At 53.3% G+C, this 24,026-nt stretch carries 34 protein-coding genes and 1 pseudogene; 30 read left to right on the plus strand and 5 right to left on the minus strand.

What is annotated here, in order from left to right; genetic code table 11:
* On the plus strand, nt 1-963 hold a 963-nt coding region (locus RDN66_RS02265; RefSeq protein ID WP_100097833.1), incomplete at its 5' end, for an IS630-like element ISEc33 family transposase.
* A gap of 21 nt (nt 964-984) precedes the next feature.
* Here the strand turns inward: RDN66_RS02265 and RDN66_RS02270 are convergent.
* Both RDN66_RS02270 and RDN66_RS02275 read right to left on the minus strand, forming a co-directional pair.
* A pseudogene (locus RDN66_RS02270) lies at nt 985-1,836 on the minus strand (tyrosine-type recombinase/integrase); the annotation flags it as partial.
* Nucleotides 1,836-2,414 carry a phage repressor protein CI gene (locus RDN66_RS02275; RefSeq protein WP_165712553.1) on the minus strand — a complete coding sequence of 193 codons (579 nt, stop codon included), beginning with the start codon at nt 2,412-2,414 and terminating at the stop codon, nt 1,836-1,838. The gene RDN66_RS02275 and the pseudogene RDN66_RS02270, both read right to left, overlap by 1 nt.
* Nucleotides 2,415-2,543: 129 nt before the next feature.
* Here RDN66_RS02275 and RDN66_RS02280 point away from each other — a divergent pair, with 129 nt between their 5' ends.
* From RDN66_RS02280 to RDN66_RS02335, 12 genes are all read left to right on the plus strand, one after another.
* Nucleotides 2,544-2,807 carry a hypothetical protein gene (locus RDN66_RS02280; RefSeq protein WP_001630878.1) on the plus strand — a complete coding sequence of 88 codons (264 nt, stop codon included), beginning with the start codon at nt 2,544-2,546 and terminating at the stop codon, nt 2,805-2,807.
* A 30-nt stretch (nt 2,808-2,837) separates the two neighbouring features.
* Entirely contained in the window at nt 2,838-3,347 is a 510-nt protein-coding gene (locus tag RDN66_RS02285) for a phage regulatory CII family protein (RefSeq protein WP_114676007.1), read from the plus strand.
* A gap of 7 nt (nt 3,348-3,354) precedes the next feature.
* Nucleotides 3,355-3,582 carry a phage filamentation protein Fil family protein gene (locus RDN66_RS02290; RefSeq protein WP_001550178.1) on the plus strand — a complete coding sequence of 76 codons (228 nt, stop codon included), beginning with the start codon at nt 3,355-3,357 and terminating at the stop codon, nt 3,580-3,582.
* On the plus strand, nt 3,569-3,769 hold the full coding sequence (locus tag RDN66_RS02295; RefSeq protein WP_001550179.1) for a hypothetical protein: 201 nt from the start codon (nt 3,569-3,571) through the stop codon (nt 3,767-3,769). The genes RDN66_RS02290 and RDN66_RS02295 overlap by 14 nt, the downstream gene beginning before the upstream one ends.
* Nucleotides 3,770-3,835: 66 nt before the next feature.
* A complete protein-coding gene (locus tag RDN66_RS02300) occupies nt 3,836-4,069 on the plus strand; it encodes a DUF2732 family protein (RefSeq protein WP_165712551.1) in 234 nt (77 codons plus the stop codon).
* The gene (locus RDN66_RS02305) at nt 4,069-4,296 is read left to right on the plus strand and encodes a TraR/DksA family transcriptional regulator (protein ID WP_165712550.1); all 228 of its coding nucleotides are present in this window, start codon (nt 4,069-4,071) and stop codon (nt 4,294-4,296) included. The genes RDN66_RS02300 and RDN66_RS02305 overlap by 1 nt, the downstream gene beginning before the upstream one ends.
* Complete coding sequence (locus RDN66_RS02310) at nt 4,293-4,877, plus strand: 3'-5' exonuclease (RefSeq protein ID WP_057519812.1); 585 nt, start codon at nt 4,293-4,295, stop codon at nt 4,875-4,877. Before RDN66_RS02305 ends, RDN66_RS02310 begins: the two co-directional genes overlap by 4 nt.
* Nucleotides 4,874-5,152 carry a DUF5405 family protein gene (locus tag RDN66_RS02315; RefSeq protein ID WP_165712548.1) on the plus strand — a complete coding sequence of 93 codons (279 nt, stop codon included), beginning with the start codon at nt 4,874-4,876 and terminating at the stop codon, nt 5,150-5,152. The genes RDN66_RS02310 and RDN66_RS02315 overlap by 4 nt, the downstream gene beginning before the upstream one ends.
* Nucleotides 5,145-6,149, plus strand: a complete 1,005-nt coding sequence (locus tag RDN66_RS02320) for a phosphoadenosine phosphosulfate reductase family protein (RefSeq protein ID WP_165712547.1) — start codon at nt 5,145-5,147, stop codon at nt 6,147-6,149. The genes RDN66_RS02315 and RDN66_RS02320 overlap by 8 nt, the downstream gene beginning before the upstream one ends.
* On the plus strand, nt 6,146-8,365 hold the full coding sequence (locus tag RDN66_RS02325; RefSeq protein WP_165712544.1) for a replication endonuclease: 2,220 nt from the start codon (nt 6,146-6,148) through the stop codon (nt 8,363-8,365). The genes RDN66_RS02320 and RDN66_RS02325 overlap by 4 nt, the downstream gene beginning before the upstream one ends.
* Before the next feature lie 118 nt (nt 8,366-8,483).
* Complete coding sequence (locus RDN66_RS02330; protein WP_165712542.1) at nt 8,484-8,924, plus strand: DinI family protein; 441 nt, start codon at nt 8,484-8,486, stop codon at nt 8,922-8,924.
* Between the two features lie 82 nt (nt 8,925-9,006).
* Entirely contained in the window at nt 9,007-9,738 is a 732-nt protein-coding gene (locus tag RDN66_RS02335; RefSeq protein ID WP_165712540.1) for a hypothetical protein, read from the plus strand.
* Between the two features lie 482 nt (nt 9,739-10,220).
* Here RDN66_RS02335 and RDN66_RS02340 read toward each other — a convergent pair whose 3' ends face one another.
* The 3 genes from RDN66_RS02340 to RDN66_RS02350 are packed head-to-tail and all read right to left on the minus strand — an operon-like array spanning nt 10,221 to nt 13,755.
* Nucleotides 10,221-11,243 carry a phage portal protein gene (locus tag RDN66_RS02340; RefSeq protein ID WP_165712537.1) on the minus strand — a complete coding sequence of 341 codons (1,023 nt, stop codon included), beginning with the start codon at nt 11,241-11,243 and terminating at the stop codon, nt 10,221-10,223.
* Nucleotides 11,240-11,986 carry a terminase large subunit domain-containing protein gene (locus RDN66_RS02345; RefSeq protein WP_165712535.1) on the minus strand — a complete coding sequence of 249 codons (747 nt, stop codon included), beginning with the start codon at nt 11,984-11,986 and terminating at the stop codon, nt 11,240-11,242. Before RDN66_RS02345 ends, RDN66_RS02340 begins: the two co-directional genes overlap by 4 nt.
* Complete coding sequence (locus RDN66_RS02350) at nt 11,986-13,755, minus strand: terminase ATPase subunit family protein (protein ID WP_165712534.1); 1,770 nt, start codon at nt 13,753-13,755, stop codon at nt 11,986-11,988. Before RDN66_RS02350 ends, RDN66_RS02345 begins: the two co-directional genes overlap by 1 nt.
* 165 nt (nt 13,756-13,920) lie before the next feature.
* On the opposite strand from RDN66_RS02350, the gene RDN66_RS02355 reads away from it, so the two are divergent.
* From RDN66_RS02355 to RDN66_RS02435, 17 genes are all read left to right on the plus strand, one after another.
* Nucleotides 13,921-14,775 (plus strand): GPO family capsid scaffolding protein, encoded by an 855-nt coding sequence (locus RDN66_RS02355; protein ID WP_165712532.1) that lies wholly within the window; start codon nt 13,921-13,923, stop codon nt 14,773-14,775.
* A gap of 75 nt (nt 14,776-14,850) precedes the next feature.
* On the plus strand, nt 14,851-15,918 hold the full coding sequence (locus RDN66_RS02360) for a phage major capsid protein, P2 family (RefSeq protein ID WP_165712530.1): 1,068 nt from the start codon (nt 14,851-14,853) through the stop codon (nt 15,916-15,918).
* Between the two features lie 4 nt (nt 15,919-15,922).
* Nucleotides 15,923-16,672 carry a terminase endonuclease subunit gene (locus RDN66_RS02365; RefSeq protein WP_165712528.1) on the plus strand — a complete coding sequence of 250 codons (750 nt, stop codon included), beginning with the start codon at nt 15,923-15,925 and terminating at the stop codon, nt 16,670-16,672.
* A gap of 92 nt (nt 16,673-16,764) precedes the next feature.
* Nucleotides 16,765-17,271 carry a head completion/stabilization protein gene (locus RDN66_RS02370; protein WP_000214253.1) on the plus strand — a complete coding sequence of 169 codons (507 nt, stop codon included), beginning with the start codon at nt 16,765-16,767 and terminating at the stop codon, nt 17,269-17,271.
* Nucleotides 17,271-17,474, plus strand: a complete 204-nt coding sequence (locus RDN66_RS02375) for a tail protein X (protein WP_165712525.1) — start codon at nt 17,271-17,273, stop codon at nt 17,472-17,474. The genes RDN66_RS02370 and RDN66_RS02375 overlap by 1 nt, the downstream gene beginning before the upstream one ends.
* Nucleotides 17,475-17,476: 2 nt before the next feature.
* Nucleotides 17,477-17,773, plus strand: a complete 297-nt coding sequence (locus tag RDN66_RS02380; RefSeq protein ID WP_064370362.1) for a phage holin family protein — start codon at nt 17,477-17,479, stop codon at nt 17,771-17,773.
* Complete coding sequence (locus RDN66_RS02385) at nt 17,760-18,257, plus strand: glycoside hydrolase family 104 protein (RefSeq protein WP_165712523.1); 498 nt, start codon at nt 17,760-17,762, stop codon at nt 18,255-18,257. The genes RDN66_RS02380 and RDN66_RS02385 overlap by 14 nt, the downstream gene beginning before the upstream one ends.
* Nucleotides 18,254-18,667 carry an Rz-like lysis system protein LysB gene (gene lysB, locus RDN66_RS02390; RefSeq protein ID WP_165712521.1) on the plus strand — a complete coding sequence of 138 codons (414 nt, stop codon included), beginning with the start codon at nt 18,254-18,256 and terminating at the stop codon, nt 18,665-18,667. The genes RDN66_RS02385 and lysB overlap by 4 nt, the downstream gene beginning before the upstream one ends.
* Nucleotides 18,567-18,812 carry an Rz1-like lysis system protein LysC gene (gene lysC / locus RDN66_RS02395; protein ID WP_238788758.1) on the plus strand — a complete coding sequence of 82 codons (246 nt, stop codon included), beginning with the start codon at nt 18,567-18,569 and terminating at the stop codon, nt 18,810-18,812. Before lysB ends, lysC begins: the two co-directional genes overlap by 101 nt.
* Nucleotides 18,775-19,242, plus strand: coding sequence for a phage tail protein (locus RDN66_RS02400; RefSeq protein WP_308537520.1), 468 nt, complete (start codon nt 18,775-18,777; stop codon nt 19,240-19,242). The genes lysC and RDN66_RS02400 overlap by 38 nt, the downstream gene beginning before the upstream one ends.
* A complete protein-coding gene (locus tag RDN66_RS02405; RefSeq protein ID WP_001293098.1) occupies nt 19,235-19,684 on the plus strand; it encodes a phage virion morphogenesis protein in 450 nt (149 codons plus the stop codon). The genes RDN66_RS02400 and RDN66_RS02405 overlap by 8 nt, the downstream gene beginning before the upstream one ends.
* Nucleotides 19,685-19,752: 68 nt before the next feature.
* Nucleotides 19,753-20,394 carry a phage baseplate assembly protein V gene (locus tag RDN66_RS02410; RefSeq protein WP_202217398.1) on the plus strand — a complete coding sequence of 214 codons (642 nt, stop codon included), beginning with the start codon at nt 19,753-19,755 and terminating at the stop codon, nt 20,392-20,394.
* Nucleotides 20,391-20,738, plus strand: a complete 348-nt coding sequence (locus tag RDN66_RS02415) for a GPW/gp25 family protein (RefSeq protein WP_308537521.1) — start codon at nt 20,391-20,393, stop codon at nt 20,736-20,738. The genes RDN66_RS02410 and RDN66_RS02415 overlap by 4 nt, the downstream gene beginning before the upstream one ends.
* A 6-nt stretch (nt 20,739-20,744) precedes the next feature.
* On the plus strand, nt 20,745-21,653 hold the full coding sequence (locus RDN66_RS02420) for a baseplate assembly protein (RefSeq protein WP_308537522.1): 909 nt from the start codon (nt 20,745-20,747) through the stop codon (nt 21,651-21,653).
* Nucleotides 21,646-22,254 carry a phage tail protein I gene (locus tag RDN66_RS02425; protein ID WP_202217395.1) on the plus strand — a complete coding sequence of 203 codons (609 nt, stop codon included), beginning with the start codon at nt 21,646-21,648 and terminating at the stop codon, nt 22,252-22,254. The genes RDN66_RS02420 and RDN66_RS02425 overlap by 8 nt, the downstream gene beginning before the upstream one ends.
* Complete coding sequence (locus RDN66_RS02430; RefSeq protein WP_308537523.1) at nt 22,251-23,612, plus strand: phage tail protein; 1,362 nt, start codon at nt 22,251-22,253, stop codon at nt 23,610-23,612. The genes RDN66_RS02425 and RDN66_RS02430 overlap by 4 nt, the downstream gene beginning before the upstream one ends.
* Nucleotides 23,612-24,026 (plus strand): tail fiber assembly protein (locus RDN66_RS02435; RefSeq protein WP_308537524.1); only part of this gene is annotated, 415 nt, incomplete at its 3' end. The genes RDN66_RS02430 and RDN66_RS02435, both read left to right, overlap by 1 nt.

Below are 24,026 nucleotides of genomic sequence, written 5' to 3' on the forward strand. Positions count from 1 at the left end.
GATAAAAATCATGCCCGCAGACTCACGGCCATGCTGATGCTTCATCGGGGTGAACGGGTCAGCGATGTTGCCAGAACTCTCTGTTGTGCCCGTTCATCCGTTGGTCGCTGGATTAACTGGTTTACGCACTCAGGTATTGAAGGCCTGAAATCCTTACCCGCAGGGCGCTCCCGACGCTGGCCTTTTGAACATATCTGCACCCTGTTACGTGAGCTGATAAAGCATTCTCCCGGCGATTTTGGTTATCAACGTTCACGCTGGAGCACCGAATTACTGGCAATAAAAATCAATGAGATAACCGGTTGCCAGTTACATGCAGGAACCGTTCGCCGCTGGTTGCCATCTGCGGGGCTTGTATGGCGCAGGGCCGCGCCAACTCTGCGTATCCGTGACCCACATAAAGATGAAAAGATGGCGGTAATCCACAAAGCGCTGGATGAATGCAGCGCAGAGCATCCGGTATTTTATGAAGATGAAGTGGATATCCACCTTAATCCTAAAATCGGTGCGGACTGGCAGTTGCGCGGACAGCAGAAACGGGTAGTGACGCCGGGGCAGAACGAAAAATACTATCTGGCCGGCGCACTGCACAGTGGCACGGGTAAAGTCAGCTACGTGGGCGGCAACAGCAAAAGTTCAGCGCTGTTTATCGCTCTGCTGAAGCACCTGAAAGCCACTTACCGGCGGGCGAAAACAATCACGCTGATCGTTGATAACTACATTATCCATAAAAGCCGCGAAACACAGCGCTGGTTGAAAGCAAATCCCAAGTTCAGGGTAATTTACCAGCCGGTTTACTCGCCGTGGGTGAATCATGTGGAACGGCTATGGCAGGCACTTCATGACACGATAACCCGTAATCATCAGTGCCGCTCAATGTGGCAGTTACTGAAAAAGGTCCGCCATTTTATGGAAACCGCCAGCCCATTCCCCGGAGGAAAACATGGTCAGGCAAAAGTGTAGCGGTATTAGGCGCAGCTATTTAGCGAAGGTGTGACGTAAAACGTGGGTAAGTTGTCCTGCCGGTAGTTCGATACCTGTTCTTTCCAAAGCTGACCGGAACGCGCCATAACAATCACTGAACAACCGGCCCTTTTTATCATCAGGCAGAGACTCATAGAGCTCTTTGCTGATTGGGACGGTGCGATTTTTTCTACCTTTCGTGTTGGTGTATGTGATTTTGTATTTCGCGAGTTGGCTTTTTCTCAGACTCTCGGCCTCAGACCACCGTGCGCCAGTTGCGAGACAGATTCTTACCACGGTTTCTAAATCAGGGTGGTCATGTCGGTTACACTCTCCGAGCAGTTGCGAAATTTGGTCGTGAGTTAGCCAAGTCATTTCCATTTCTTCTGTGCGGAATGGGCGCATATTTTTTAGTGGGTTTTCACCCTTCCATTCTCCGAGGCGGTTTAGCTCATTGAACACCGCCCGGAAGTAGGCCAGCTCAAGATTAAGCGTGCGAGGCGATACCTCTTTCACTCTGTTTGAACGGGCATACTCACCTTTTAACCGTTTTTCTCGGTAGCGGGAAAACATCTGCGCATCGAAATCGCGTGCGAGTGGTTCGCCCATACACTCAAAAGCATGGTGCATGGCTAACTGGCGTTTCAAACCATCTTTCAGTGTAATGCCATGAGCGCTATACCATGAATCAACCAGCTCTTTTAACGTGCGCCTGTCTTCCTTTTCTTCCTGCCACGGGTTTTGAACGGTGTACTGCTCAAACGCCAGAGCCTCGCCTTTAGTAGCGAATTTCTTTCTGATACGTTTGCCTTTTGCACCGTTTGGGTAGAGTTCACAAATCCAACCGCCAGCCGGATTTTTACGGACGGTCATTAGTTAACCTCGCTGTATACACCCACCACACGCCCCAACGTTTTAATATCATCAATGCCGCATTCGAAAGGAACCTTCCCGCCTGCAACATGTAGTTTTCTACCCGGTAGTTTTGTTAACTCTCGAATGCTTATTGCTCCCTCAATGTCGACTAGCCATAAGCCGTCAGACAATGATGCTTGCTTGTCCACAAAATAAATTTTCCCCTCGGAACGGATAGCCATCCCATCTGTGAGCGGTTTTGTGAAAAATTGGGCATCAACACTCAATTGTTTATCGGATTTGAGGATTTCTTCACTTAATGTGAATCCCTCAATCCTTTTTGCGTCGCTCGATTCTCTGTTATTTACAAATGCTTCTCCTTCTCCGGTAAGTAACCACTGGAGATTAGCACCTGTTTCAAGGGCACAGTGAGCCGCAAAGTCATAGGAGATAGCGCCTCGGGTGTACCTGTTTGACAATGAGCTGGACGCGATATCGAAGTGGTTAGCTAATTGAATTTTCTGCGAAAATCCGTACGCCTCGCAGATGCGGTCAAGTACATCCACGTTGCTCCATCCTAAAGAATCTATTCTCATTTCGATAAAACCTATTTACTATCTCTCAATTGGGAGATATATTTTGGCTAAACCCACGCAATTGATGGCAAGTGTTGGCAAACAGAGTCAAATCAATTGCAAACTTTGGCTAATAGGGAATCATGCAATATGGCTTCTGAAATCGCAATCATCAAAGTGCCTGCACCTATCGTTACTCTGCAACAATTCGCAGAGCTTGAGGGTGTTTCTGAACGCACCGCCTACCGCTGGACAACCGGCGACAACCCTTGTGTACCAATCGAACCCCGCACAATCCGTAAAGGCTGCAAGAAAGCAGGTGGCCCGATTCGCATTTATTACGCACGCTGGAAAGAAGAGCAGTTGCGTAAGGCGTTGGGACATTCCCGTTTTCAACTCGTCATCGGTGCTTAATTCACTTTATGTGAATTGTAAGGATGCAACATGTTTGATTTTCAGGTTTCCAAACATCCCCACTATGACGAAGCGTGCCGGGCTTTTGCGCAGCGTCACAACATGGCGAAGCTGGCCGAGCGTGCGGGTATGAATGTTCAAACGTTACGTAACAAGCTCAACCCAGAACAGCCTCACCAGTTCACGCCGCCTGAATTGTGGCTGCTGACTGACCTGACCGAAGACTCAACCCTCGTTGATGGTTTTCTGGCGCAGATTCATTGTCTGCCATGCGTGCCGGTTAATGAGCTGGCTAAAGATAAATTGCAGTCTTACGTCATGCGCGCAATGAGTGAACTCGGTGAACTGGCGAGCGGTGCGGTATCTGATGAGCGTCTGACCACTGCCCGTAAGCACAACATGATTGAAAGCGTTAACTCCGGCATTCGCATGTTGTCATTGTCGGCTCTGGCGCTGCATGCACGTCTGCAGACTAATCCCGCTATGTCGAGCGTGGTCGATACCATGAGCGGTATTGGCGCATCGTTTGGTCTGATTTGAGGTGCGTATGCTGAAAAGTGAACCGTCATTTGCGTCTCTGCTCGTTAAGCAAAGCCCCGGTATGCATTACGGCCACGGCTGGATCGCAGGTAAGGACGGCAAGCGCTGGCACCCGTGCCGCTCACAGTCCGAATTATTAAAAGGGCTGAAAACAAAGTCGCCGAAATCGTCAGGTTTTTTAATTATTCGTATTGTCCACTTTGTAATTAAAGGAGTGAAACATGTCACGCGATGAATTAAGAATTGTTTTGGGTGCCATGATTCCAAATATGGAGGAAGGTTTTGAAATTAAAACCCGCGACGGCGCAATACTTCGCGTTGACCCTGAGTGGGAGTGCTGCAAAGAATTTAAGGATGGATTAAAAGCCGAAATCATCAAGCAGTTAAAAAGCAAACCTGCTGTTGTATTTGGATATAGTTAATTAATTAAACGTAATTACTTGGCGTAAACCCGCCGGGCATTCTTTTGCCAAAAAACAGGAGGATATATGAGTCGAACTATTTATTTATCAACGCCGAGTGGTGCTGGCGACCACTTGCTGGAGTCTTTGTTTAAAGAAGCCAAAAAAGAAGAGCGCAAAGACCGCGCTCTCGCCGTTTCAATCCGTCTCGAAGATCTGGCCGTTCACATTACCAATTCAGATATGACAGGCAAAGAAGCGGCCGAGCTACTGCGCCGCGAAGCCACTCGCTTTGAGAACGAATCACAGGAGCTTCACTAATGGCCGACGCAATGGATTTAGCACAACTGCGCGAGCAGGAAGACCGCGAACGCCACATAAGCAACGCGCGCAGCCGTCGCCATGAGGTTTCTGCATTTATCTGTGAGGAATGCGATGCACCTATCCCGGAAGCGCGCCGCCGAGCCATACCGGGCGTGCAGTGCTGCGTTACCTGTCAGGAAATCTTAGAGCTGAAAAGTAAACATTATAACGGAGGTGCTTTATGAGCATTACCAATGCAACTATTAGCCAGCGTGCAAAAAAATGGCTTGAAGATGACCGTATATTTATTGACACCGAAACTACGGGTTTGGGTGATGATGCGGAAATAGTAGAAATCTGTTTAATAGATAGCGCTGGTTTTATCATGCTAAATACATTGGTTAAACCAACTAAACCAATTCCAGCAGAGGCTACGGCCATTCATGGAATAACTGATGAAATGGTTATGTATGCGCCAACGTGGAAAGATATTCACGGCGCAGTAGCTTCTTTATTTTTTGAGTATGGCTTTGTTATTTATAACGCCGATTACGACACAAGACTTATATATCAAACTGCGAAATTATATGGGCTTGAGAATGACGGCTTTTGTTATTTTTTAAATGAGCGTTCGGCCTGCGCCATGATGCTATATGCAGAGTATCGCGGCGAGCCAGGGCGATTTAAAGGTTATAAATGGCACAAATTAGTTGATGCCGCTGCACATGAAGGGGTTAGCGTTGAAGGAAAGGCACACCGTGCATTAGCAGATTGCCGGATGACTCTTGGCATTATCGACGCTTTGGCAAAAGGCGGTGCAGCATGAGTATCCGTATCGAAATAGGTGATAAATGGGTAATCACCAGCGACCAATATCAATTCATCCTGAATGAAAAAAAAGTCGTTAAGACCGGCAATAAAGCTGGCGAGGAATGGCTCGACACCATCGGTTATTACCCGAAGATTAATCAGCTCATTTCTGGTCTGGTACATCACCACATTCATACGGCAATGATTATTTCCCTTAGTGCAATGGCAGAGGAAATAGAGAAGTTATCTTTTATCTGTGAAGAAGCATTTAAGGCGGTTAAAAATGATTGATTCCCGCTGCTTTGCTGAAAGCACAATAAATATTGTTTCTGTTTCTGGTGGAAAGGACAGCCTTGCTCAATGGATTCTTGCGGTAGAGAACGACGTACCGCGCACCACTGTTTTTGCAGATACCGGGCATGAGCATTCCCAAACAATGGAGTATCTGGATTATCTTGAATCCAGACTCGGCCCGGTTATTCGAGTGAAAGCCGATTTTACTCGGCGGATTGAAGGCAAACGGAAATTCATTGCTGAAAAATGGCCTGTCTCTCTCGTTGAAGAATGCGGAATGTCTCATGAGCAGGCTGCAGAACGAATCGCAAAGGCACTGGAAATCCTTAAGCCAACCGGTAATCCGTTTCTCGATTTGTGCATGTGGAAAGGACGGTTCCCGAGCACGAAAGCAAGGTTTTGTTCACTGGAACTGAAACATGACTCAGTACGGGACAAGATTGTACTCCCAGCGCTGGAGAAATATGACGAAGTAATTCTATGGCAGGGTGTTCGTGCTCAGGAGTCACCAGCCCGCGCTGCGTTACCTATGTGGGAGGAGGATGCAGATAATACCCCCGGTTTGCATGTGTATCGCCCAATTCTTAACTGGACACATGAAGACGTATTTGCCTTAGCTAAACGACACGGAATTAAACCGAACCCACTCTATCAGCAAGGTTGTAGCAGAGTTGGCTGCATGCCATGTATTCATGCAAGAAAATCTGAGCTGGCAGAGATTTTTGCTCGCTGGCCGGAGGAGATTGCGCGCGTTGCAGAGTGGGAACGTCTTGTTGCTGCCTGTTCACGTCGGGGAAACTCAACATTTTTCCCTTCGACTCACGACCCGCGGCGAGCAGAAAAACGTATTGAAGTTGTTACCGTAGAAGAATATGGGATAGCTTCATATCGTGACTGGGCGATGACTACGCGTGGCGGTTCTCAGTACGATTTGCTCGCTGCTACAAACGACAAAACTGTGTGCAGTAGCGTTTATGCCGGTGTATGTGAATGACGGGTGTCGTTTACGCGTTTCCGTGGAATGCCCCACGGTCGGCAATAGCCAGCTCATATCTTACCTATGACCAACAGCATCGCCGCGACCGTATGTTCGCGGCTTTGCTGCATGCGAGAAAGGTGCTTTTTCTCCAGCCAGAATGTGTGCGCTTTGACGTTTATCGCACCGCTGCAGTTCTGGAGCAAAATCAGGGCAGTCAACGAGCCAATGCCTTTTTAATCAGCTTCTGCAAAAAGGCATTACCACGTCTTGAACTGGTCGCAAAAAAATACGAGTGCTCGGGCATCAACAGCAATGTATCAGCCGCTGTTTTCGATGGTCATTTTGATACCCAGCTTATGCAATATCTGGCGTCACGCATGGTCAATATGGTCGCCAGATTTAACCGCCTCCCGGATATGTCGCGCGCCGATATTGACCTGCTGGCCGCGGATATCGCTAATTTTATTCGCGCTGAACTGGCCGACATTGATGACACCGGATTTAGCGAACTCAAAACGCTGTACACTTGGTACATGCGCGCCGGTTTTATTTCCCTGCAATTCAACGTTACACCGCCGAAATGGGAGCGTGTGACTAAAAAATATTTTTGTGAGGATGAAATCGCACCGGCAGTAATGCGCATGTTTAATGAGGTTTGGTGGCGCGGCCGCTTGCGACGCATTGCGGCTGCATGGCGCGAACATCTGCAAATTGCAGTCGGCAACGTAAGCAAGAAACGACACGCATACGCGAGTAAAAACTGCGTCACCGACTGGCGCGAGCAGAAGCGCCGCACGCGCGAATTTCTCAAGGGGCTGGATCTCGAAGACGAAGAAGGCAACCGCATCAGTCTGATTGAAAAATACGACGGCTCGGTCGCTAATCCAGCAATACGCCGCTGTGAGCTGATGGCCCGCATTCGTGGGTTTGAAAATATCTGTAATGAGCTCGGTTATGTCGGGGAGTTCTATACTCTGACTGCACCGTCTAAATATCACGCCACCACCAAAGCGGGCTACCGTAACAGCAAATGGAACGGTGCAAGCCCGTCAGACACGCAGAGCTATCTCACAGGCCTTTGGGCACGCATACGCGCCAAGCTGCACCGGGAAGAAATCCGCATTTTCGGAATACGCGTCGCTGAACCGCATCACGATGGAACGCCGCACTGGCATATGCTTATGTTCATGTTGCCGGAAGATGTCGAGCGTGTGCGACTCATCATCCGAGATTATGCGTGGGAGGAAGACCACTACGAACTGAGAAGCGATAAAGCCAAAAAGGCGCGCTTCCATGCTGAGGCCATTGACCCGGAAAAAGGCAGTGCTACTGGCTATGTCGCTAAATACATTTCCAAAAATATCGACGGTTATGCTCTCGATGGTGAAACCGATGACGAAAGTGGTGAGTTGTTAAAAGAGACTGCACCCGCCGTTTCAGCATGGGCGGCGCGCTGGCACATCCGTCAGTTTCAATTTATCGGCGGTGCGCCGGTGACGGTATACAGGGAGCTACGCAGAATGGCTGACCCTGAAACAGCCAGGGCGCTCAGTGTTGAATTCGCCGCAGTGCATGATGCTGCTCACTATGGACGCTGGGCTGATTATGTGAATGCTCAAGGCGGACCATTCGTTCGCCGTGACGATTTACAGGTACGTACATTGTATGAACCTCGAACTGAATTTAATCAGTATGGCGAAGAAACTGTGTGCATCAAAGGTGTCTACGATGCCTCGATAGGTGCTGGCTCTCCTATTCTAACCCGGTTAACGCAGTGGAAGATTGTTCCAAAGCGTGCCGTTGATTTGGCCGTTGACGTTAAGGGCGCTTCTGCGCCCTCTCGGAGTTCTGTCAATAACTGTACGGGAAGCGAAAGCGATCCACCGATACTCGATTTAACAAAACCGCTGAGTCGGCGTGAAAGACGAGAGTTGACGAACCGACTCAGGAAGAAAAAGCCAACAACACGGCGAAAATTCATCCACGGAACGGATAAGCAAAACGTCGCTATAACGAAAACTATCGACGAGATACATCTGACAACCGGCATCACAATCAGCCGGGGCGAAGCCCTGCACCTGATGGCCGGTGGTAAAAGTTGTTTTAACGGTCGATGGGTGCGCGGAACGTCAAAAGGTGAAATCTTTGCTGCAGCTCCTTCACATCAGGCGAGAGCCCGGAAAATCCTTAATCGTGTTGCAGATTTAGCTGAGCTGGCAACGAAAATGTAACCGCTAATATTCATCCATATCATGTACATACAGTGTATTTAACTGTGATTTTTTTCTTCACACCTTTTGCCAATACGTGCTACTGTATGTTTATACAGTATCTCGTAGTGGAGGTTGTGTGGATAGAGAGCTAAATGAGCACGTTATGATTGAGCGGGTCGAAATGATTGCGCGTCTGACTGCTGAAGGTACTTGTCAGGAAAGAGACCGTGAAATCGCATTGAATCTAATTGCGGAAATAGCAAGAGGCAACCTAATGAAAAATAATAATTTTTCTGTTGTTTTTTCCGCACCGCCTGTTGGTGAAACATTTGCAAAGGAGGGCAAAGTGAAAGTAAATATCACGTTGGATAAAGACCAAAAAATCGGCCAGCCGGTAATTGATGCTTTTCAGTGCGAATTGACCAAGCGAATACAGTCCGTTTTCCCGTCAACGCGCGTTACTGTTAAAAAGGGATCCATGACCGGTGTCGAGCTGATGGGGTTCGATAAAGATTCAGACCGCGAAGCGCTGGATAGCATCCTTCAGGAAGTGTGGGAAGATGAGAGCTGGCGTTAATCCCTGAAAAATGTGCAACCATCGACCCCATGTTTGATAGCATGGGGTTGTTTTGTATGGGGATTACACACAAAGGAAAATCATGGATACCGTAATAGCATTTTTATCTCTGGCTCTCTTTATTGCTTTTATCGTCGGGTTAATCAAGCCGTCGCTGGTTCGAATGCCGAGCCGTAAGCGCTCCAGTGCTGTTTATCTCGGTGGCTGTCTGGCGCTGGGCGTTATTGGCTCAATCTTATGGCCGACTGAAAAAACTCAGCCGGTGGCAAAAACTGACGTACCGGCGGTTAAAGCGGAACCGGCTACGCCAACGTTTGAGTACGCAGATAAAACCCTCAAAGAATATCGCAACGAGCCAAAAGAAACCCGGCACGAAATCGTTAAAGACTATGTTGGATTCAAAGGTGTGCAGGCCAGCGCTACCGATGTTTTTTATGCCTGTATGAGCGAGTACACTTTTACCAAAGATGATGCGTTAAAGCTCAGTGATGTGTTGGGGTGGTGTTTCAACGACTTCGAGAAAGATCCACAATCTCTGAATAATAAAATCAACCTTGACGAATTTCAGGGTAATTTTAGCGGTTGGGATGGCTCTTATCGCCCGTTAGAGAAGCTGATAAAAGCCAGTATGAATGATGATTCCTCTTATAAACATGTTTCAACGGTCTACCATCTGATTTTGAATAAAGACCCGCATGCCGTTGTAAAAACAACGTTTCGCGGCACTAATGCTTATGGTGGCGTGGTCAAACAGACCGTAGCAGCACGCGTCAACGTGCGAACGGGCGAGGTCGATTCAATACTCGACAATTAAACATGACAAACGCCGCCGGTGCTGAAACTCGCTTTCAGTGCTGGCGGGGTTGAACAACGAGCCCCGCGAGGCGTTAGCCTACCCCTGAGCAACCGCCCAAGACCGGTACTATTAAAGCCGGTTTTTTTATGCCACTTTTCCACGAATTTCCCGTTTTTTAGCCGTGCATGCAACAGGTGCATTGTTTTGCATGCGTCAGGCTTGCCCGTTCTGGTTGTGCGTCGCCAGAGCTGGCGCGGCTCCAGAGTGGTCATGCAACTGCATTAAAACCGACCCATAAAGTGGGCAGGCGTGGCGGGGAAAGCATTGCGCGCCAGAGGTGGCGCGTAATGATAAAAATTATCGTCTGAGCGCCTCGTAATGGCGCTATCGTGGTGCTGTTGGTTCGTTGGTGGTCGTGTGTGTTTGTGCGCGTGTGGCGCGTCTGAGACGTGATGGTGGCGGGGTATGAAAAAGCCGCCATGCTGGCGGCTTGAGAGGGATTATTCCGGGTTGTCGAGGGTGTACTCTTTGAACCTGATGACCTCCATGCCGAGCCAGTCGTTTACCTCCCTGAACCTGTCCTGCAGCGGCGACAGCTCGTTACGCACAAATACCTTTGCCACTTTCTCAACGTCACCGAGCGAGCCGATATTCTCGGGCTTGCCGCCCATGAGCTGGAACGGTACGCGGTGCGCGTCCATCAGGTCGGCGGCGCTGGCTTTCTTGATGTTGAAAAAGTCATCCTTTGTGGCGACCTCGCTCAGTGGCACGATTTTAATGCCGTCCGGTTTTCCATTGGGAGCGTAGAAAAACAGGTTTTTAAAATTGCCGAGCCCTTTCGAGTTGCGCATCGCCTCGCGCAGCGATTCGACGTCGGTCGCGCTCTGCGCCGGGTCGGTCACATACATGATGTAACCCGCATGCGCGCCGTTCTGGTAATACTTGCGGCGGAACAGCGTTGCGGATTCATTCAGCCAGGCGGAATTAAGCGCGCTGAGATATTCGGGCAGGCCGTAAATCTCCTGATTAATGTCGGGCTCCAGCAGGTGAAACACGGTATCAGGCGCGAATTCATGCGGCAGAGTGAAGTTTTCCACAAACCAGAAAACCGAATCGTCGACCCCGCGGCGGGTGTATTTGGCCGGTGAGGCCAGTAGCTTGATTAGCTGGCCGGTAACGCTGTGGCGCTGCTCAAGAAAGGCGTTGCCGAATACCAGATAGTCGAGCGCAAAGCGGCTGAAATCCTGACGGGACAGCAGCGGGTGCGGGATGTAGGTGCTCGCGAGCACGTTGCGCTTAACGTAAATCGGTGAGCTGTGATGTACAGCAGAGCGCAGGCTCTTTGCCAGCCCGGAGAAGCTGACCGGCGGCTCGTACCATTTGCCGTTACTGATGCACTCGACATAATCCAGAATGTCGCGCTTATCGAGTACCGGCACTGGCTCGCCAAAGGTGAACGCCTCCATTTTTTGCGGGGCGCTGGCGGTCATGGCTACCTGTTTGCGTGGCTTGCGCTTGCTCATGCTGCCACCTCACCCGCTGCAACAGCGAAAGACCAGTCGCAGCCAAACAGCAGGCGATAATCATCGTCGCTGTATTCGTGTTTAATTTCATCGGGCGCAAAGAGATTGCACCCGCGCTGGCATGCTGCATCCAGAGTGACCGACTGACGCCAGACACCATCTGTACAAAATACGCTGTCGCCGGTATTGATGAGCGGTGACGGTCGGTGCCTGCGGGTTGTGCCGTTCCATACCCTGAAAGCGTCATAATTATCAGAGGGCGAGGTAAACATCGTCAGGCTGTGGCGTTTATGGCAGGCGATAGCCGCCGCGACTTTCGCAGCTCTTAGCGGGTTATTGAACCATCCGAACTCATCAAGATAGACATTACCCGCCAGTGCGGCGCAATGGGATTCCTCGCCGACAAAGCTGATAACCGCACCGTCGTCGAGCTGCAGGCTGTGGCCGTTACTCGTAAGACTGACGCCGACGCGCGCCGAAAGGTTACTCATGTACATCAGCGCCACGCGCGCATGCTCAATAGTGTGAGCAAACCAGACATGATTATCGCCTGTTGTCAGCGCATCGAGCAGCGCCTCACGGCTAAAGAGCTGCGTTGCGCCAATCTGGCGCGATTTGGTGATGCTGCGGTCGATATTGAGTTTCCCGACACGCAACCATGTTGCCTGATAGTCAAAGCTGTCATTGTGCAGAATATCGGCCATTGCCTGAATCTGGCTTTGTGAGAAAACGTTATTTTTCATTAATTAAACTCCAGAATGGATTTAGGCTGTATGCCGCTACCGGCGGAAAGCGGTTCGTTTAACAGGGCGTGCATGGTCGCCCATGCAATATCGGCGTGACTGGCTTCCTCGGTGCGGCTGGCCTCGTAGGTGGCGCTGCGCCCGCTGCTGGTCATGGTTTTGCGGATGGACATAAACGACTGCGTGACGTCGGTTGCTCCGGCGTCGTACTCCAGACAGCCGCGGCGAATGGTGTCTTTTGCCTTGAGTACCATTGCGGTTTTCATTTCAGGCGTGTAACGGATGCCGCGTGCGGCCGGGTAGAATGAGCGCACCAACTGGAACACGCCGAGGCCGAGGCCGGTTGCGTCAATGCCGATGTATTCGACGCTGTATTTCTCGGTCAGTTTGCGGATGCCATCTGCCTGCGCGGCAAAGTCCATGCCCTTCCACTGGTGGCGCTCCAGCATGCGGAACTTGCCACCAGAAACCACCGGCGGCGCGAGCACGACGCACCCGGCGCTGTCGCCAGTGTGTGACGGGTCGTAGCCAATCCAGACGGGGCGAGAGCCGAACGGATGGTCGGCGAACGGGGCGAAGTCCTCCCATTCTTCCATCACGTCGACCATGCAGCGCTGCAGCTCCTCGAACGGGAATACCGACGCTTTATCGTCGACAAACTCGCACATAAACAGGTTTTTAAAGTCCTCATCACTGTTTTCGCGTTTGAGTTGGTCGAGGTCGAACAGGGTGCAGCCACCGGCAAGGGCGTCCTCAATGGTGACAATCTGCCGCCACTGGCCATCGTCGCAGAGCTGGCCACCGGCGAGCGCGCGGTGACTGATGTCAATTTCGATGCGGTCGGCAATACGGCTGCGCCCCTTGTTGAACAGCTCGCCAGACCAGAAGGGATAAGCGCCGTGCGCCAGCGTTGAGGGTGTCGAAAAGTAGGTTGAGCGCAGATGCTTCTGCGAGGCCATGCCCGAGGCGACTTTGCGCAGCTTCTGAAAATTCGGGATCCAGAATATTTCATCGACATACAGGTCGCCGTTATGGCTCTGAGCCGTGTTGGAGTTGGTACCGAGAAAAATCAGCTTTGCGCCGTTGTTGCCAATGACAATCGGGTCGCCGGTCAGGTCGACGTCAACCAGTCGCGCAAACTGTATGATGTATTCGCGGAACACGTAAGCCTGCGTTTTACTGGCCGACAGAAAAATCTGGTTATGGCCGGTCTTGAGTGCTCGCAGCAGTGCCTCACGGGAAAAATAGAACGTCGCGCCAATCTGGCGGGATTTGAGAATGTCGCGAATACGGTGTGCCAGTCCTGCGCGGTACCACTGCAACTGGTACTCGAAAGACTGGTCGAAAAATAATTCCTCCAGCTTTTCGATAGCCTCGTCGCTGAAAAAATTCTTTTTCGGCTTCTTGCGCTCACCCTTGTTGCGGTTGGCGACGTTGGGGTTAAGGTCGGCCTCGTTGCCGGTCTGGCTGTAGCGGTTAACGCGTGCCAGTCGTTCAATCTGCCGCCCGAGCAGGTCAATCTCTTTGAAGTCACCGCCTGACTTTTGCGGCTTGGCGATGAGCTGAATCAGGCGCGCCTCAAGGCTGCTTTCAACGCGGGAAATCGGTGCGATGCCATCCCAGCCGTCGCGCTGTTTCCAGCTCTGCACGGTCGGGCGCTTGACCTGCAGCATTTCGGCAATCTGCGGCACGGAAAAACCCTGCCAGTAAAGCAGCGATGCCTGTCGTCGCGGGTCATGCAACAAGGTTGTATCGGTGGAAATGGTCATTGATGCCTCGCCGTAATGGATTCAGGGCAAGGCTACTTAATGGCCGTCAGTGATTCGCTAAGGTGCTGTTGTGTGGGCGGTTGTCCAGTCGTCATTGGTGGTCTGGCGTGTCCTGAGTCTGGAAACTGGCGGTGACCAGTAACCCCAACCTCAGGACTCCTGACAATGGCAAAAAAAGTCTCAAAATTCTTTCGAATCGGCGTCGAGGGTGATACCTGCGACGGGCGCATTATCAGCGCCAGTGATATTCAGGAAATGGCCGAAACCTATGACCCGCGTGTTTACGGTTGCCGTATCAACCTTGAACACCTGCGCGGCCTGTTGCCCGATGGCATATTCAAGCGTTACGGCGATGTGGTCGAGCTGAAAGCCGAGAAGATTGACGACGATTCTGCGCTTAACGGCAAGTGGGCGTTGTTCGCTAAAATCACCCCGACCGATGACCTTATCGCGATGAATAAAGCCGCGCAGAAGGTCTACACCTCAATGGAAATTCAGCCGAATTTTGCCAATACCGGCAAATGCTACCTCGTCGGCCTTGCTGTCACCGATGACCCGGCGAGCCTCGGCACTGAATATCTCGAATTCTGCCGCACTGCGAAGCACAACCCGCTGCAGCGCTTTAAAGCCCACCCTGAAAACGTCTTTTCCGCCGCCACGCTGGCCGAACTGGAATTTGAAGACGTTCCCGACACGGTGCTCAACAGCCTGGCCGATAAGGTGAAAGCCATTTTCAGCCGTAAGCAGGTCAGCGACGATGCGCGCCTGAATGATGTACATGAAGCGGTGACCGCCGTCAGCGAGCATGTGCAGACCAACCTCACTGCACAGGATAAGCGTCTTTCCGATATGGAAACCGCGTTTGCCACCTTCAAACAGGAACTGACCGGCAAGGTTGAAGAAACCAGCCAGGCATTTTCCGTCCTGAAAACCACTCTCGACAAAACCGAAAGTTTCAGCCAGCCGCGACGCACGAAAGCCAGCGGCGGTGGTGGCGATGAGCTGCTGACTGACTGCTGATAAACCGCAGACCGAAACCGGGCGGAACCCCCGCCCGATGCTGTGACTAACCGATTAAATCAAACAGGAAATACTATGCGTCAGGAAACCCGTTTTAAGTTCAATGCCTATCTGACCCAGCTCGCCAAACTGAACGGCATCAGCGTTGATGACGTCAGCAAAAAATTCACCGTCGAGCCGTCCGTCACGCAAACGCTGATGAACACCGTGCAGGCGTCATCCGCGTTTCTGCAGATGATTAACATTCTGCCGGTCGCAGAAATGAAGGGTGAGAAAATCGGTGTCGGTGTGACCGGCACCATCGCCAGCACGACCGACACCTCGGGCGACAAAGAGCGCCAGACCGCAGATTTTACCGCGCTTGAGTCCAACAAGTACGAGTGCAACCAGATTAACTTTGACTTCCACCTGACCTATAAACGCCTCGACCTGTGGGCGCGTTTTCAGGACTTTCAGCGTCGTATTCGCGACGCCATTGTCCAGCGTCAGGCACTGGATTTCATCATGGCCGGGTTTAACGGTACCACCCGCGCTGACACCTCTGACCGTGTTAAAAACCCGATGCTGCAGGATGTGGCCGTTGGCTGGCTGCAGAAATACCGCAATGAAGCCCCGGCGCGTGTGATGAGCAACATCACCGACGCTGACGGTAAAGTCGTTTCGGCAGTGATTCGCGTCGGTAAAAACGGCGACTATGAGAACCTCGACGCACTGGTGATGGATGGTACCAATACCCTGATTGACGAGATTTATCAGGATGACCCGAAACTCGTTGCCATCGTTGGCCGTAAGCTGCTGGCCGACAAATATTTTCCGCTGGTCAACAAACAGCAGGAAAACACCGAGTCGCTCGCGGCGGATATCATCATCAGCCAGAAGCGCATCGGCAACCTGCCAGCCGTACGTGTGCCGTACTTCCCGGCGAACGCGGTGTTCGTGACCACGCTGGAAAACCTCTCTATCTATTTCATGGATGAGAGCCACCGCCGCAGCATTGATGAAAACCCGAAAAAAGACCGCGTGGAAAACTACGAGTCGATGAACATCGACTATGTGGTCGAGGCGTATGCCGCCGGGTGCCTGCTGGAAAACATCACCCTGGGCGATTTCACCGCACCTGCAGCACCGGAAGGCGGAGAGTAAACCCATGACGAGCCCCGCACAGCGTCACATGATGCGGGTCTCGGCCTCTCAAGCCGCGCAGCGGGAACAAGCCCCGCTGCGCCATGCAACCGCCTATGAGCAGATGCTGGTTAAGCTGGCCGATGACCGCCGCACGTTAAAAAACATCCGTTCAAACGAACGTAAAGCCGAGAAAAAGCGCGAGCTGCTGCCGTTCTATGCGCCGTGGGTCGCCGGTGTGCTGACTGATGGTCGTGGTGCGCAGGATGACATTGTTATGACCGTCATGCTGTGGCGTCTCGATGCCGGTGATATCGCTGGCGCGCTGGAAATTGCCCCCTACGCGCTGAAGTACGGCCTCACCTCTGACCATCGCCGCACGACACCTTACATGCTGGTCGAGGAAGTGGCACTTGCCGCGCAGCGCCTGCGCGATGCCGGTGAGTCTGTCGACCTTTCCTGGCTGCAGGCCACTATCGACCTGACCGACGGCGCTGACGTTCCCGATATGGTGCGCGCCCGTCTGCATAAGGTGACAGGCCTGACCCTGCGTGATGCCGGTATGAATGCAGAGGCGCTGGCGCAGTTTCAGCGCGCGATGCAGCTCGACCGCAATGCCGGTGTGCGCAAGGAGATTGAGCGACTGGAACGGGCATTGAAGCCAAAGACAGAGGCCGCGCCCCGTAAAACGACTAAACCGCGCACGCGTAAACCTGCCACCAAACCGGCAGCAAAGCGCGGGCGTCCACCAAAGGCGGCAAAAACCGCCGGTTAACTGAACGCTCCCCGAGCCGGGCGGCACGCCGGTCAAAGCAGGCAAAGACCTGACGGCGACCGGCGTCCACCGCCCAACCTGATGAGGTTGTCATGACGACAGTGATACTGAACCAGCCCGACGAACCGCAGGACGTACCGGGCGTGGTGATTCCCGCACCGGAGACGGGCGGTGCAGTGATTAAAAACACGTTCTTTTTCCCTGATGTGGATCCGAAGCGCGTGCGCGAACTGATGCGCCTTGAGCAGACGGTTTCCGATGCGCGCCTGCGCAATGCCATCAAGACCGGCATGGCCGAGACCAATGCGGAGCTTTACGACTACCGGCTGCGCCAGACTGCCGCCGGGTTTAAGCAACTGGCCGACGTGCCTGCCGAGGAAATCGACGGCGAGAATGTACGTGTTTTCCACTATCTGAGTGCTGTGACGGCAATGGCAACCGCCACCCTGTATGAGCGCTATCGCGGCGTTGAGGCCACCGGCAAAGGTGACAAAAAAGCCGACAGCGTGGAAACCACCATTGATGACCTGTGGCGGGATATGCGCTGGTCAGTTGCGCGTCTGCAGGACAAGCCGCGCTGCATTGTGGGGCAGCTCTGATGAAAGTCAGGTCGATGCAGGGCGATACCCTCGACACGATTTGCGCCAGGTATTACGGGCGCACTGAGGGCGTGGTTGAGACGGTGCTGCAGGCTAATCCGGGTCTGTCTGAGCTGGGTGTCATTCTGCCGAATGGTACAGAGATTGACCTGCCCGATGTGGCATCGTCACCCGTAACTAAAACTATCAACCTTTGGGAGTAACCATGACAGAAGGTGAAAAAGGCGTCCTGTCACTGTTTGTGATTGGCGTGATGATTGTTGTTGGGAAAGTGCTGGCAGGCGGTGAACCCATCACCCCGCGTCTGTTTATTGGCCGCATGCTGCTCGGTGGTTTTGTTTCAATGGTCGCCGGTGTTGTTCTGGTGCAGTTTCCTGACATGTCACTGCCCGCCGTGTGCGGGATTGGATCCATGCTCGGTATTGCCGGTTATCAGGTGGTTGAAATCGCCATACAGCGCCGCTTTAAGTCACAAAAGGGGGAAAGTGATGCCGGTCATTAACACTCACCAGAATATCGCTGCGTTTCTGGACATGCTGGCGTATTCCGAAGGAACAGCGAACCATCCGCTGACGAAAAATCGTGGCTACGACGTCATTGTCACTGGCCTTGATGGCAGACCAGAGATTTTCACCGATTACAGCGACCACCCTTTCGCGCATGGCCGACCACCGAAAGTGTTTAATCGCCGTGGCGAGAAATCCACAGCCTCGGGACGTTACCAGCAGCTTTATCTGTTCTGGCCGCACTATCAGAAACAGCTCGCATTGCCTGATTTCAGCCCACTGTCGCAGGATAAGCTCGCGATCCAGTTAATCCGGGAGCGCGGTGCTCTTGACGATATCCGGGCGGGGCGTATTGAGCGTGCTGTTTCACGTTGTCGCAATATCTGGGCGTCATTACCGGGGGCCGGTTACGGCCAGCGCGAGCACGGTCTCGAAAAGCTGGTCACCATCTGGCGCACGGCTGGCGGGGTGGTGGCATGAAAGTCCTGATAACGCTGCTTGTGATGGCCGTGCTCGGGTTGCTGTGGCTGCACCATGAGAACGGCAATTTATCCCGCTCATTTGAGACGGCAAACCGCGTCGCGAGCGAGCAAAAGACGACGATTGGGATGCTGAAAAATCAGCTCAGTGTTGCCGGTCAGCTCGCCCGACGTAATGAATCCGCGCAGGTGACACTGCGCGAACAGCTCGCAAAGGCAAGTGCAGAAGCCAGCCGCCGTGAGCAGACGATAACGAGGTTACTTAATGAAAATGAAGCCTTTCGCCGCTGGTATAACGCTGCTCTGCCTGATGCTGTGCGTCGGCTGCACACCCGAACAGCCTGCGCCAGTGCCGGTGATTGTGGTCAACGGATGCCCGAGGGTGAGCCTTTGCCCTATGCCGGGAAGTGACCCGAAAACCAATGGTGACCTGAGCGCAGATATCCGCCGTCTTGAGGGGGCGCTGACTGCCTGCGCGCTGCAGGTCAAAACCGTCAAACACTGTCAGGATGAACTCGATGCAGAAGCACAAAAGCCTGCGCAAAGCGCTGATTAACGCCGTGCCGCAGCTCCGAAATAACCCCGATATGCTGCGCCTTTTTGCCGACAACGGCCACACCGATTCCCGACTGGCGAGCTCGCTGTCGTTTGAAAAGGTGTATGCGCTTAACGTGGTGGTGACCGACTTTACCGGCGACCTCGATTTGATATTCGTGCCGGTGCAGGCGTGGCTGCGTGAACATCAGCCGGACATTATGACCACCGACGACGGCCGGGAAAAAGGATTCACCTGGATTATTGATATCAATAACGATGATTCGCTCGATATCAGTATCAGCCTGAGGCTCACCGAGCGCACGCTCGTCAAAGAGGTCGATGGCGCGCTGCATGTCAGTTATGCGCCAGAGCCGCCACTGCCCGAGCTGGTGACGCGCCCGGTTGCTATGTATGCAAACGGTGAATTAGTGAGCCAGTGGGATGAGTGAGTTAACCGCGCTGCAGGAGCGTCTTGCCGGTCTGATTGCCAGTCTGTCACCGGCGGCGCGTCGGCAAATGGCGGCTGAGATTGCGAAAAAGCTGCGTACCAGTCAGCAACAGCGCATCAAGCGCCAGCAGGCACCAGACGGCACCCCGTATGCCGCGAGAAAGCGTCAGCCGGTGCGGAGCAAGAAAGGCCGCATTAAGCGCGAAATGTTCGCCAAACTGCGCACTAGTCGCTTTATGAAAGCCAAAGGCAGCGACAGTGCGGCGGTGGTGGAGTTTACCGGCAAGGTGCAGCGCATGGCGCGGGTGCATCAGTACGGCCTCAAAGACCGGCCAAACCGCAACAGTCGGGATGTGCAGTATGAGGCGCGGCCGTTGCTCGGTTTCACCCGCGACGATGAGCAGATGATTGAAGACGTCATTATCAGGCACCTCGGCAAATAAATATTGTGTGAACCACCACCGGAGCCGCGCGAATTGGCGCGACTCCAGACCAGAGGCATCCTTGCACTATGAATACGTTATCCACGATACAGGAGCTCGCGCGCGCGATTCGCAATCTCATCCGGTCAGGTGTGGTGACTGAGGTCGATACCGTGCAGGGGCTGTGCCGTGTACAAAGCGGCGGGATCCAGACTACATGGCTGAACTGGCTGACCACCCGCGCCGGTCGTTCGCGGACGTGGTGGGCACCCTCGGTCGGTGAGCAGGTGCTGCTGCTGGCCATCGGTGGCGAGCTTGATACCGCTTTTGTGCTGCCGGGTATTTTCTCCGACGATAACCCCGCCCCGTCTGCCTCGGCGGATGCGTGGCATGTGGCTTTTCCTGATGGTGCGGTCATTGAGTACGAGCCCGAGACCGGCGCGCTGACGGTCAGCGGCATCAAAACGGCCGACGTGACGGCATCGGAATCTATCACCGCAACCGTGCCGCTGGTACTGGTGAAAGCCTCGACCAGTATCACCCTCGACACCCCTGAGGTGATTTGCACCAATAAGCTGACGACGGCGACGCTTGAGGTGCAAAAGGGCGGCACGATGAAAGGCAATATCGCGCATTCCGGCGGGAAATTAACCTCTAACGGTGTGCAGGTTGATGACCATGACCACGGCAATGTGCAGAGCGGCGGAAGCTGGACGAAGGGGATTCAATGACGGTGCGCTATCAGGGTATGAACCGAAATACCGGCCTCGGCATCAGCGACACTGAGCACATCAGCCAGAGCATGCGCGACATTCTGCTGACGCCGGTCGGGTCGCGGGTGATGCGTCGTGAATATGGCTCGCTTCTGTCGGAGCTGATTGATATGCCGCAAAACCCGGCGCTCAGGCTGCAAATTATGGTGGCGTGCTATTCGGCAATCCAGAAGTGGGAGCCGCGCATCAGGCTTACCGCTATCAGCTTTGAGACCGGCGACGCTGGCGAGATGTATGTCGATATTACCGGGATGCGTACCGATACCGGTGCGTCAGTTTCAACCACTGTTTCACTGAGTTAAATCACTATGGCAAACGTTGACCTGAGTCAGTTACCCGTTCCCGACGTGGTTGAGGAACTGAACTATGAAACCATCCTTGCGGAGCGCATTGCGACGCTGATTTCGCTCTATCCAGAAGACCAGCAGGAGGCTATTGCCCGGACGCTGGCACTTGAGTCGGAGCCGATTGTTAAGCTGCTGCAGGAAAACGCCTACCGTGAAGTTATCTGGCGTCAGCGGGTGAACGAAGCCGCGCAGGCGGTAACGCTGGCCTATTCCTCCGGTAACGACCTCGACGTCGTGGCCGGGAACAACAATACCAAACGCCTGACCATCACCCCGGCGGATGACACCACCATCCCGCCGACGCCTGCCGTTATGGAATCCGATACCGACCTGCGTCTGCGCACGCAACAGGCGTTTGAAGGCTTGAGTGTTGCGGGGCCGGTCGGTGCATATGAATATCACGGGCGCAGCGCTGACGGGCGAGTCGCTGATGTGTCGGTCACCAGTCCGTCGCCAGCCTGCGTGACGATTACGGTGCTATCGCGCGAGGGTGACGGCACTGCCAGCCCTGAACTACTGGCGATTGTTGATAAAGCGCTGAACGCCGAAGATGTGCGGCCGGTGGCCGACCGGGTAACTGTCCAGTCAGCCGAGATTGTGCCGTACCAGATTGACGCGATGCTCTACGTTTACCCCGGCCCGGAATCCGAACCCATCCGACAGGCATCAGAGCAGAAGCTGCAGAGCTATATCAGCGCGCAGCACCGCCTCGGGCGTGATATACGCCTGTCAGCCATTTATGCGGCGCTGCATGTCGAAGGTGTGCAACGTGTCGAGCTGGCATCGCCGCAGGCCGACATTGTGCTGAGTAAGTCGCAGGCGTCGAACTGTACCGAATACCAGATAACTATCGGGGGCTCGGATGAGTGACCGACTTTTACCCGTTGGTTCATCACCGCTGGAAGTCGCCGCCGCTGCCGCGCTCGCAGAGATTAAGCGTGTGCCGGTACCGCTGCGCACGTTGTGGAACTGGCGCGACTGCCCGGTGAAGCTGTTGCCGTATCTGGCATGGGCGCTGTCGGTCGACAGGTGGGATGAGAAGTGGCCGGAGGCGACAAAACGCAGCGTCTGTGCTTCCTCGTTTTTCATCCATCAGCACAAAGGCACCATCAGCGCATTGCGTCGGGTGGTTGAGCCGCTCGGTTTTCTGATTGAGGTGCGCGAATGGTGGCAGCTCGGCGAGGAGCCAGGCACATTCCGCCTTGTTGTCGGTGTGCTCGACAGCGGCATTACTGACGAAATGTATCAGGAGCTTGAGCGTCTGATTGAAGACGCCAAACCGGCAAGTCGCCATCTGACCGGGCTGGCTATCAGTCTGAGCGCGACCGGCGAACTGTGTGTCGGCGCAGGATGCTATCACGGCGACGCGCTGACCGTTTACCCCTACACCCCAGAGGAAATTGTCGTCGGCGGTGAATATTACCCGGCCTCGGCCATCCATTTGATTGATAACATGAGAGTGAATGCATGACCGCAAAATATCTTGCTATTCTGACCAATCAGGGCGCGGCGCGACTGGCGAACGCGGCGGCACTCGGTACTAAACTCAACCTGACGCAGATGGCCGTCGGTGATGCGAATGGTACGCTGCCAACTCCTGACCCGGCGCAGACGAAGCTCATTAACCAGAAGCGTATCGCACCGCTGAACCTGCTGACCGTTGATCCGGCCAATACCAGCCAGATTATTGCGGAACAGATTATTCCCGAGAATGAGGGTGGTTTCTGGATCCGCGAGATTGGTCTTTACGATGATGACGGCATCCTGATTGCCGTGGCGAACTGTCCGGAGACCTACAAGCCGGAACTGCAGGAGGGAAGCGGACGCACTCAGACCATTCGCATGATTCTGATTGTATCGAGCACGTCGGCTATTACCCTGAAAATCGACCCGTCAGTCGTACTTGCTACGCGCCAGTATGTAGACGATAAAGTTATCGAGGTGAAGAGTTACGCTGACGGGCTCATGCGCGCCCACGAACAGTCGCGCAACCATCCAGATGCAACCACTACCGCTAAAGGTTTTACGCAGCTTAACAGCAGTGTGACGGATGACCGCGAGACACAATCGGCAACCCCGAAAGCCGTAAAAATTGCGATGGATAACGCGAATGCACGGCTGGCTAAAGAACGTAATCTCTCCGATTTACCTAATCCGGCACTGGCGCGCCAGAATCTGCAACTTGGCGACAGCTCGACGAAAAACACCGGTACAACTGCCAATACTGTTGCGGCGGGTGATGATGCACGTATCACCGGAGCGATGCAGAAAAGCCAAAACGGCGCGGATATTCAAGATGTGGCGAAGTTTCTCCAAAATCTTGGTTTGGGAAATACGAAGTATGGAGCACCACTAATCGGGCAGTTAATCGAATGGCCGCTTCAGAAAATGCCACATGAAATCTGGCCTGATATGGGACAGGAGTATATCCCGTACATGGCTCAGTCCTTCGACCCGGTTAAATACCCGCTACTGTCTCAACTCCATCCAACAAACGTTTTGCCTGCTGATATGCGAGGGTATGGAGTGCGCGGGTGGGATAACGCTCGCGGCGTTGATACTGGACGCGCATTGATGTCAGCTCAGAGCAGTGGCGCGCCAAATCTTACAGGTACGGTTCAGAACGTGGTGGGTATTCTTGGTGCTGGTAGTACGGGGGCGGCATTGGGTTGGACACCGGGCGGAGTATCCTCAACGGCAAAATCCGGTACAGACAGCGGTGTGATTAGCATCGTGCTGGATGCATCTATAAGCAGCAAGGAGTACCAGGCGATTACTGAAGTTCGTGTTAAGAACGTGGCATGGAATATGATTGTGAGGGCGAAATAATGACGGGTTTATTCGATGGAAATGGGAACGCAACAGAAACGCATACCGTGACGGTGAGCGGCTTTGAGCCCGGTACTGGCGAGCTTATTGCTACGTATGATGTGCGTATCCTTGTTGGCACGGGTATTCCCGGTTTTTCAACGATGACGCTTGCGCCAATCGCTGACGACGGGTATGCGGTATGCTGGGATGGTTCTGCATGGGTTCAGGTTGAAGACCTGCGTGGTAAAACGGCCTATAAGAAAAGCGACCTCACGACGGAAACCGTTCGCACGCTTGGCCCTCTTAATGACGCCTATACTCTCCTGGCTCCAGCGACACCCTACGACAAATGGAATGGTTCTGAGTGGGTGACTGATGCAGACGCTCAGCATGCGGCTGACGTTGCTTCAGCAGAACAGAAAAAATCACAAC

The sequence above is a fragment of the uncultured Kluyvera sp. genome (genome assembly GCF_902485085.1).
GTDB classification, from domain to species: domain Bacteria; phylum Pseudomonadota; class Gammaproteobacteria; order Enterobacterales; family Enterobacteriaceae; genus Kluyvera; species Kluyvera ascorbata.

Bases quoted from the DNA above. Each gene is read 5' to 3' on its own strand.
- RDN66_RS02275 (WP_165712553.1), bottom strand. From the start codon at position 2,414: ATGAGAATAGATTCTTTAGGATGGAGCAACGTGGATGTACTTGACCGC.
- RDN66_RS02280 (WP_001630878.1), top strand. From the start codon at position 2,544: ATGGCTTCTGAAATCGCAATCATCAAAGTGCCTGCACCTATCGTTACT.
- RDN66_RS02285 (WP_114676007.1), top strand. From the start codon at position 2,838: ATGTTTGATTTTCAGGTTTCCAAACATCCCCACTATGACGAAGCGTGC.
- RDN66_RS02290 (WP_001550178.1), top strand. From the start codon at position 3,355: ATGCTGAAAAGTGAACCGTCATTTGCGTCTCTGCTCGTTAAGCAAAGC.
- RDN66_RS02295 (WP_001550179.1), top strand. From the start codon at position 3,569: ATGTCACGCGATGAATTAAGAATTGTTTTGGGTGCCATGATTCCAAAT.
- RDN66_RS02300 (WP_165712551.1), top strand. From the start codon at position 3,836: ATGAGTCGAACTATTTATTTATCAACGCCGAGTGGTGCTGGCGACCAC.
- RDN66_RS02305 (WP_165712550.1), top strand. From the start codon at position 4,069: ATGGCCGACGCAATGGATTTAGCACAACTGCGCGAGCAGGAAGACCGC.
- RDN66_RS02310 (WP_057519812.1), top strand. From the start codon at position 4,293: ATGAGCATTACCAATGCAACTATTAGCCAGCGTGCAAAAAAATGGCTT.
- RDN66_RS02315 (WP_165712548.1), top strand. From the start codon at position 4,874: ATGAGTATCCGTATCGAAATAGGTGATAAATGGGTAATCACCAGCGAC.
- RDN66_RS02320 (WP_165712547.1), top strand. From the start codon at position 5,145: ATGATTGATTCCCGCTGCTTTGCTGAAAGCACAATAAATATTGTTTCT.
- RDN66_RS02325 (WP_165712544.1), top strand. From the start codon at position 6,146: ATGACGGGTGTCGTTTACGCGTTTCCGTGGAATGCCCCACGGTCGGCA.
- RDN66_RS02335 (WP_165712540.1), top strand. From the start codon at position 9,007: ATGGATACCGTAATAGCATTTTTATCTCTGGCTCTCTTTATTGCTTTT.
- RDN66_RS02340 (WP_165712537.1), bottom strand. From the start codon at position 11,243: ATGAGCAAGCGCAAGCCACGCAAACAGGTAGCCATGACCGCCAGCGCC.
- RDN66_RS02345 (WP_165712535.1), bottom strand. From the start codon at position 11,986: ATGAAAAATAACGTTTTCTCACAAAGCCAGATTCAGGCAATGGCCGAT.
- RDN66_RS02350 (WP_165712534.1), bottom strand. From the start codon at position 13,755: ATGACCATTTCCACCGATACAACCTTGTTGCATGACCCGCGACGACAG.
- RDN66_RS02355 (WP_165712532.1), top strand. From the start codon at position 13,921: ATGGCAAAAAAAGTCTCAAAATTCTTTCGAATCGGCGTCGAGGGTGAT.
- RDN66_RS02360 (WP_165712530.1), top strand. From the start codon at position 14,851: ATGCGTCAGGAAACCCGTTTTAAGTTCAATGCCTATCTGACCCAGCTC.
- RDN66_RS02365 (WP_165712528.1), top strand. From the start codon at position 15,923: ATGACGAGCCCCGCACAGCGTCACATGATGCGGGTCTCGGCCTCTCAA.
- RDN66_RS02370 (WP_000214253.1), top strand. From the start codon at position 16,765: ATGACGACAGTGATACTGAACCAGCCCGACGAACCGCAGGACGTACCG.
- RDN66_RS02375 (WP_165712525.1), top strand. From the start codon at position 17,271: ATGAAAGTCAGGTCGATGCAGGGCGATACCCTCGACACGATTTGCGCC.
- RDN66_RS02380 (WP_064370362.1), top strand. From the start codon at position 17,477: ATGACAGAAGGTGAAAAAGGCGTCCTGTCACTGTTTGTGATTGGCGTG.
- RDN66_RS02385 (WP_165712523.1), top strand. From the start codon at position 17,760: ATGCCGGTCATTAACACTCACCAGAATATCGCTGCGTTTCTGGACATG.
- lysB (WP_165712521.1), top strand. From the start codon at position 18,254: ATGAAAGTCCTGATAACGCTGCTTGTGATGGCCGTGCTCGGGTTGCTG.
- lysC (WP_238788758.1), top strand. From the start codon at position 18,567: ATGCTGTGCGTCGGCTGCACACCCGAACAGCCTGCGCCAGTGCCGGTG.
- RDN66_RS02400 (WP_308537520.1), top strand. From the start codon at position 18,775: ATGCAGAAGCACAAAAGCCTGCGCAAAGCGCTGATTAACGCCGTGCCG.
- RDN66_RS02405 (WP_001293098.1), top strand. From the start codon at position 19,235: ATGAGTGAGTTAACCGCGCTGCAGGAGCGTCTTGCCGGTCTGATTGCC.
- RDN66_RS02410 (WP_202217398.1), top strand. From the start codon at position 19,753: ATGAATACGTTATCCACGATACAGGAGCTCGCGCGCGCGATTCGCAAT.
- RDN66_RS02415 (WP_308537521.1), top strand. From the start codon at position 20,391: ATGACGGTGCGCTATCAGGGTATGAACCGAAATACCGGCCTCGGCATC.
- RDN66_RS02420 (WP_308537522.1), top strand. From the start codon at position 20,745: ATGGCAAACGTTGACCTGAGTCAGTTACCCGTTCCCGACGTGGTTGAG.
- RDN66_RS02425 (WP_202217395.1), top strand. From the start codon at position 21,646: ATGAGTGACCGACTTTTACCCGTTGGTTCATCACCGCTGGAAGTCGCC.
- RDN66_RS02430 (WP_308537523.1), top strand. From the start codon at position 22,251: ATGACCGCAAAATATCTTGCTATTCTGACCAATCAGGGCGCGGCGCGA.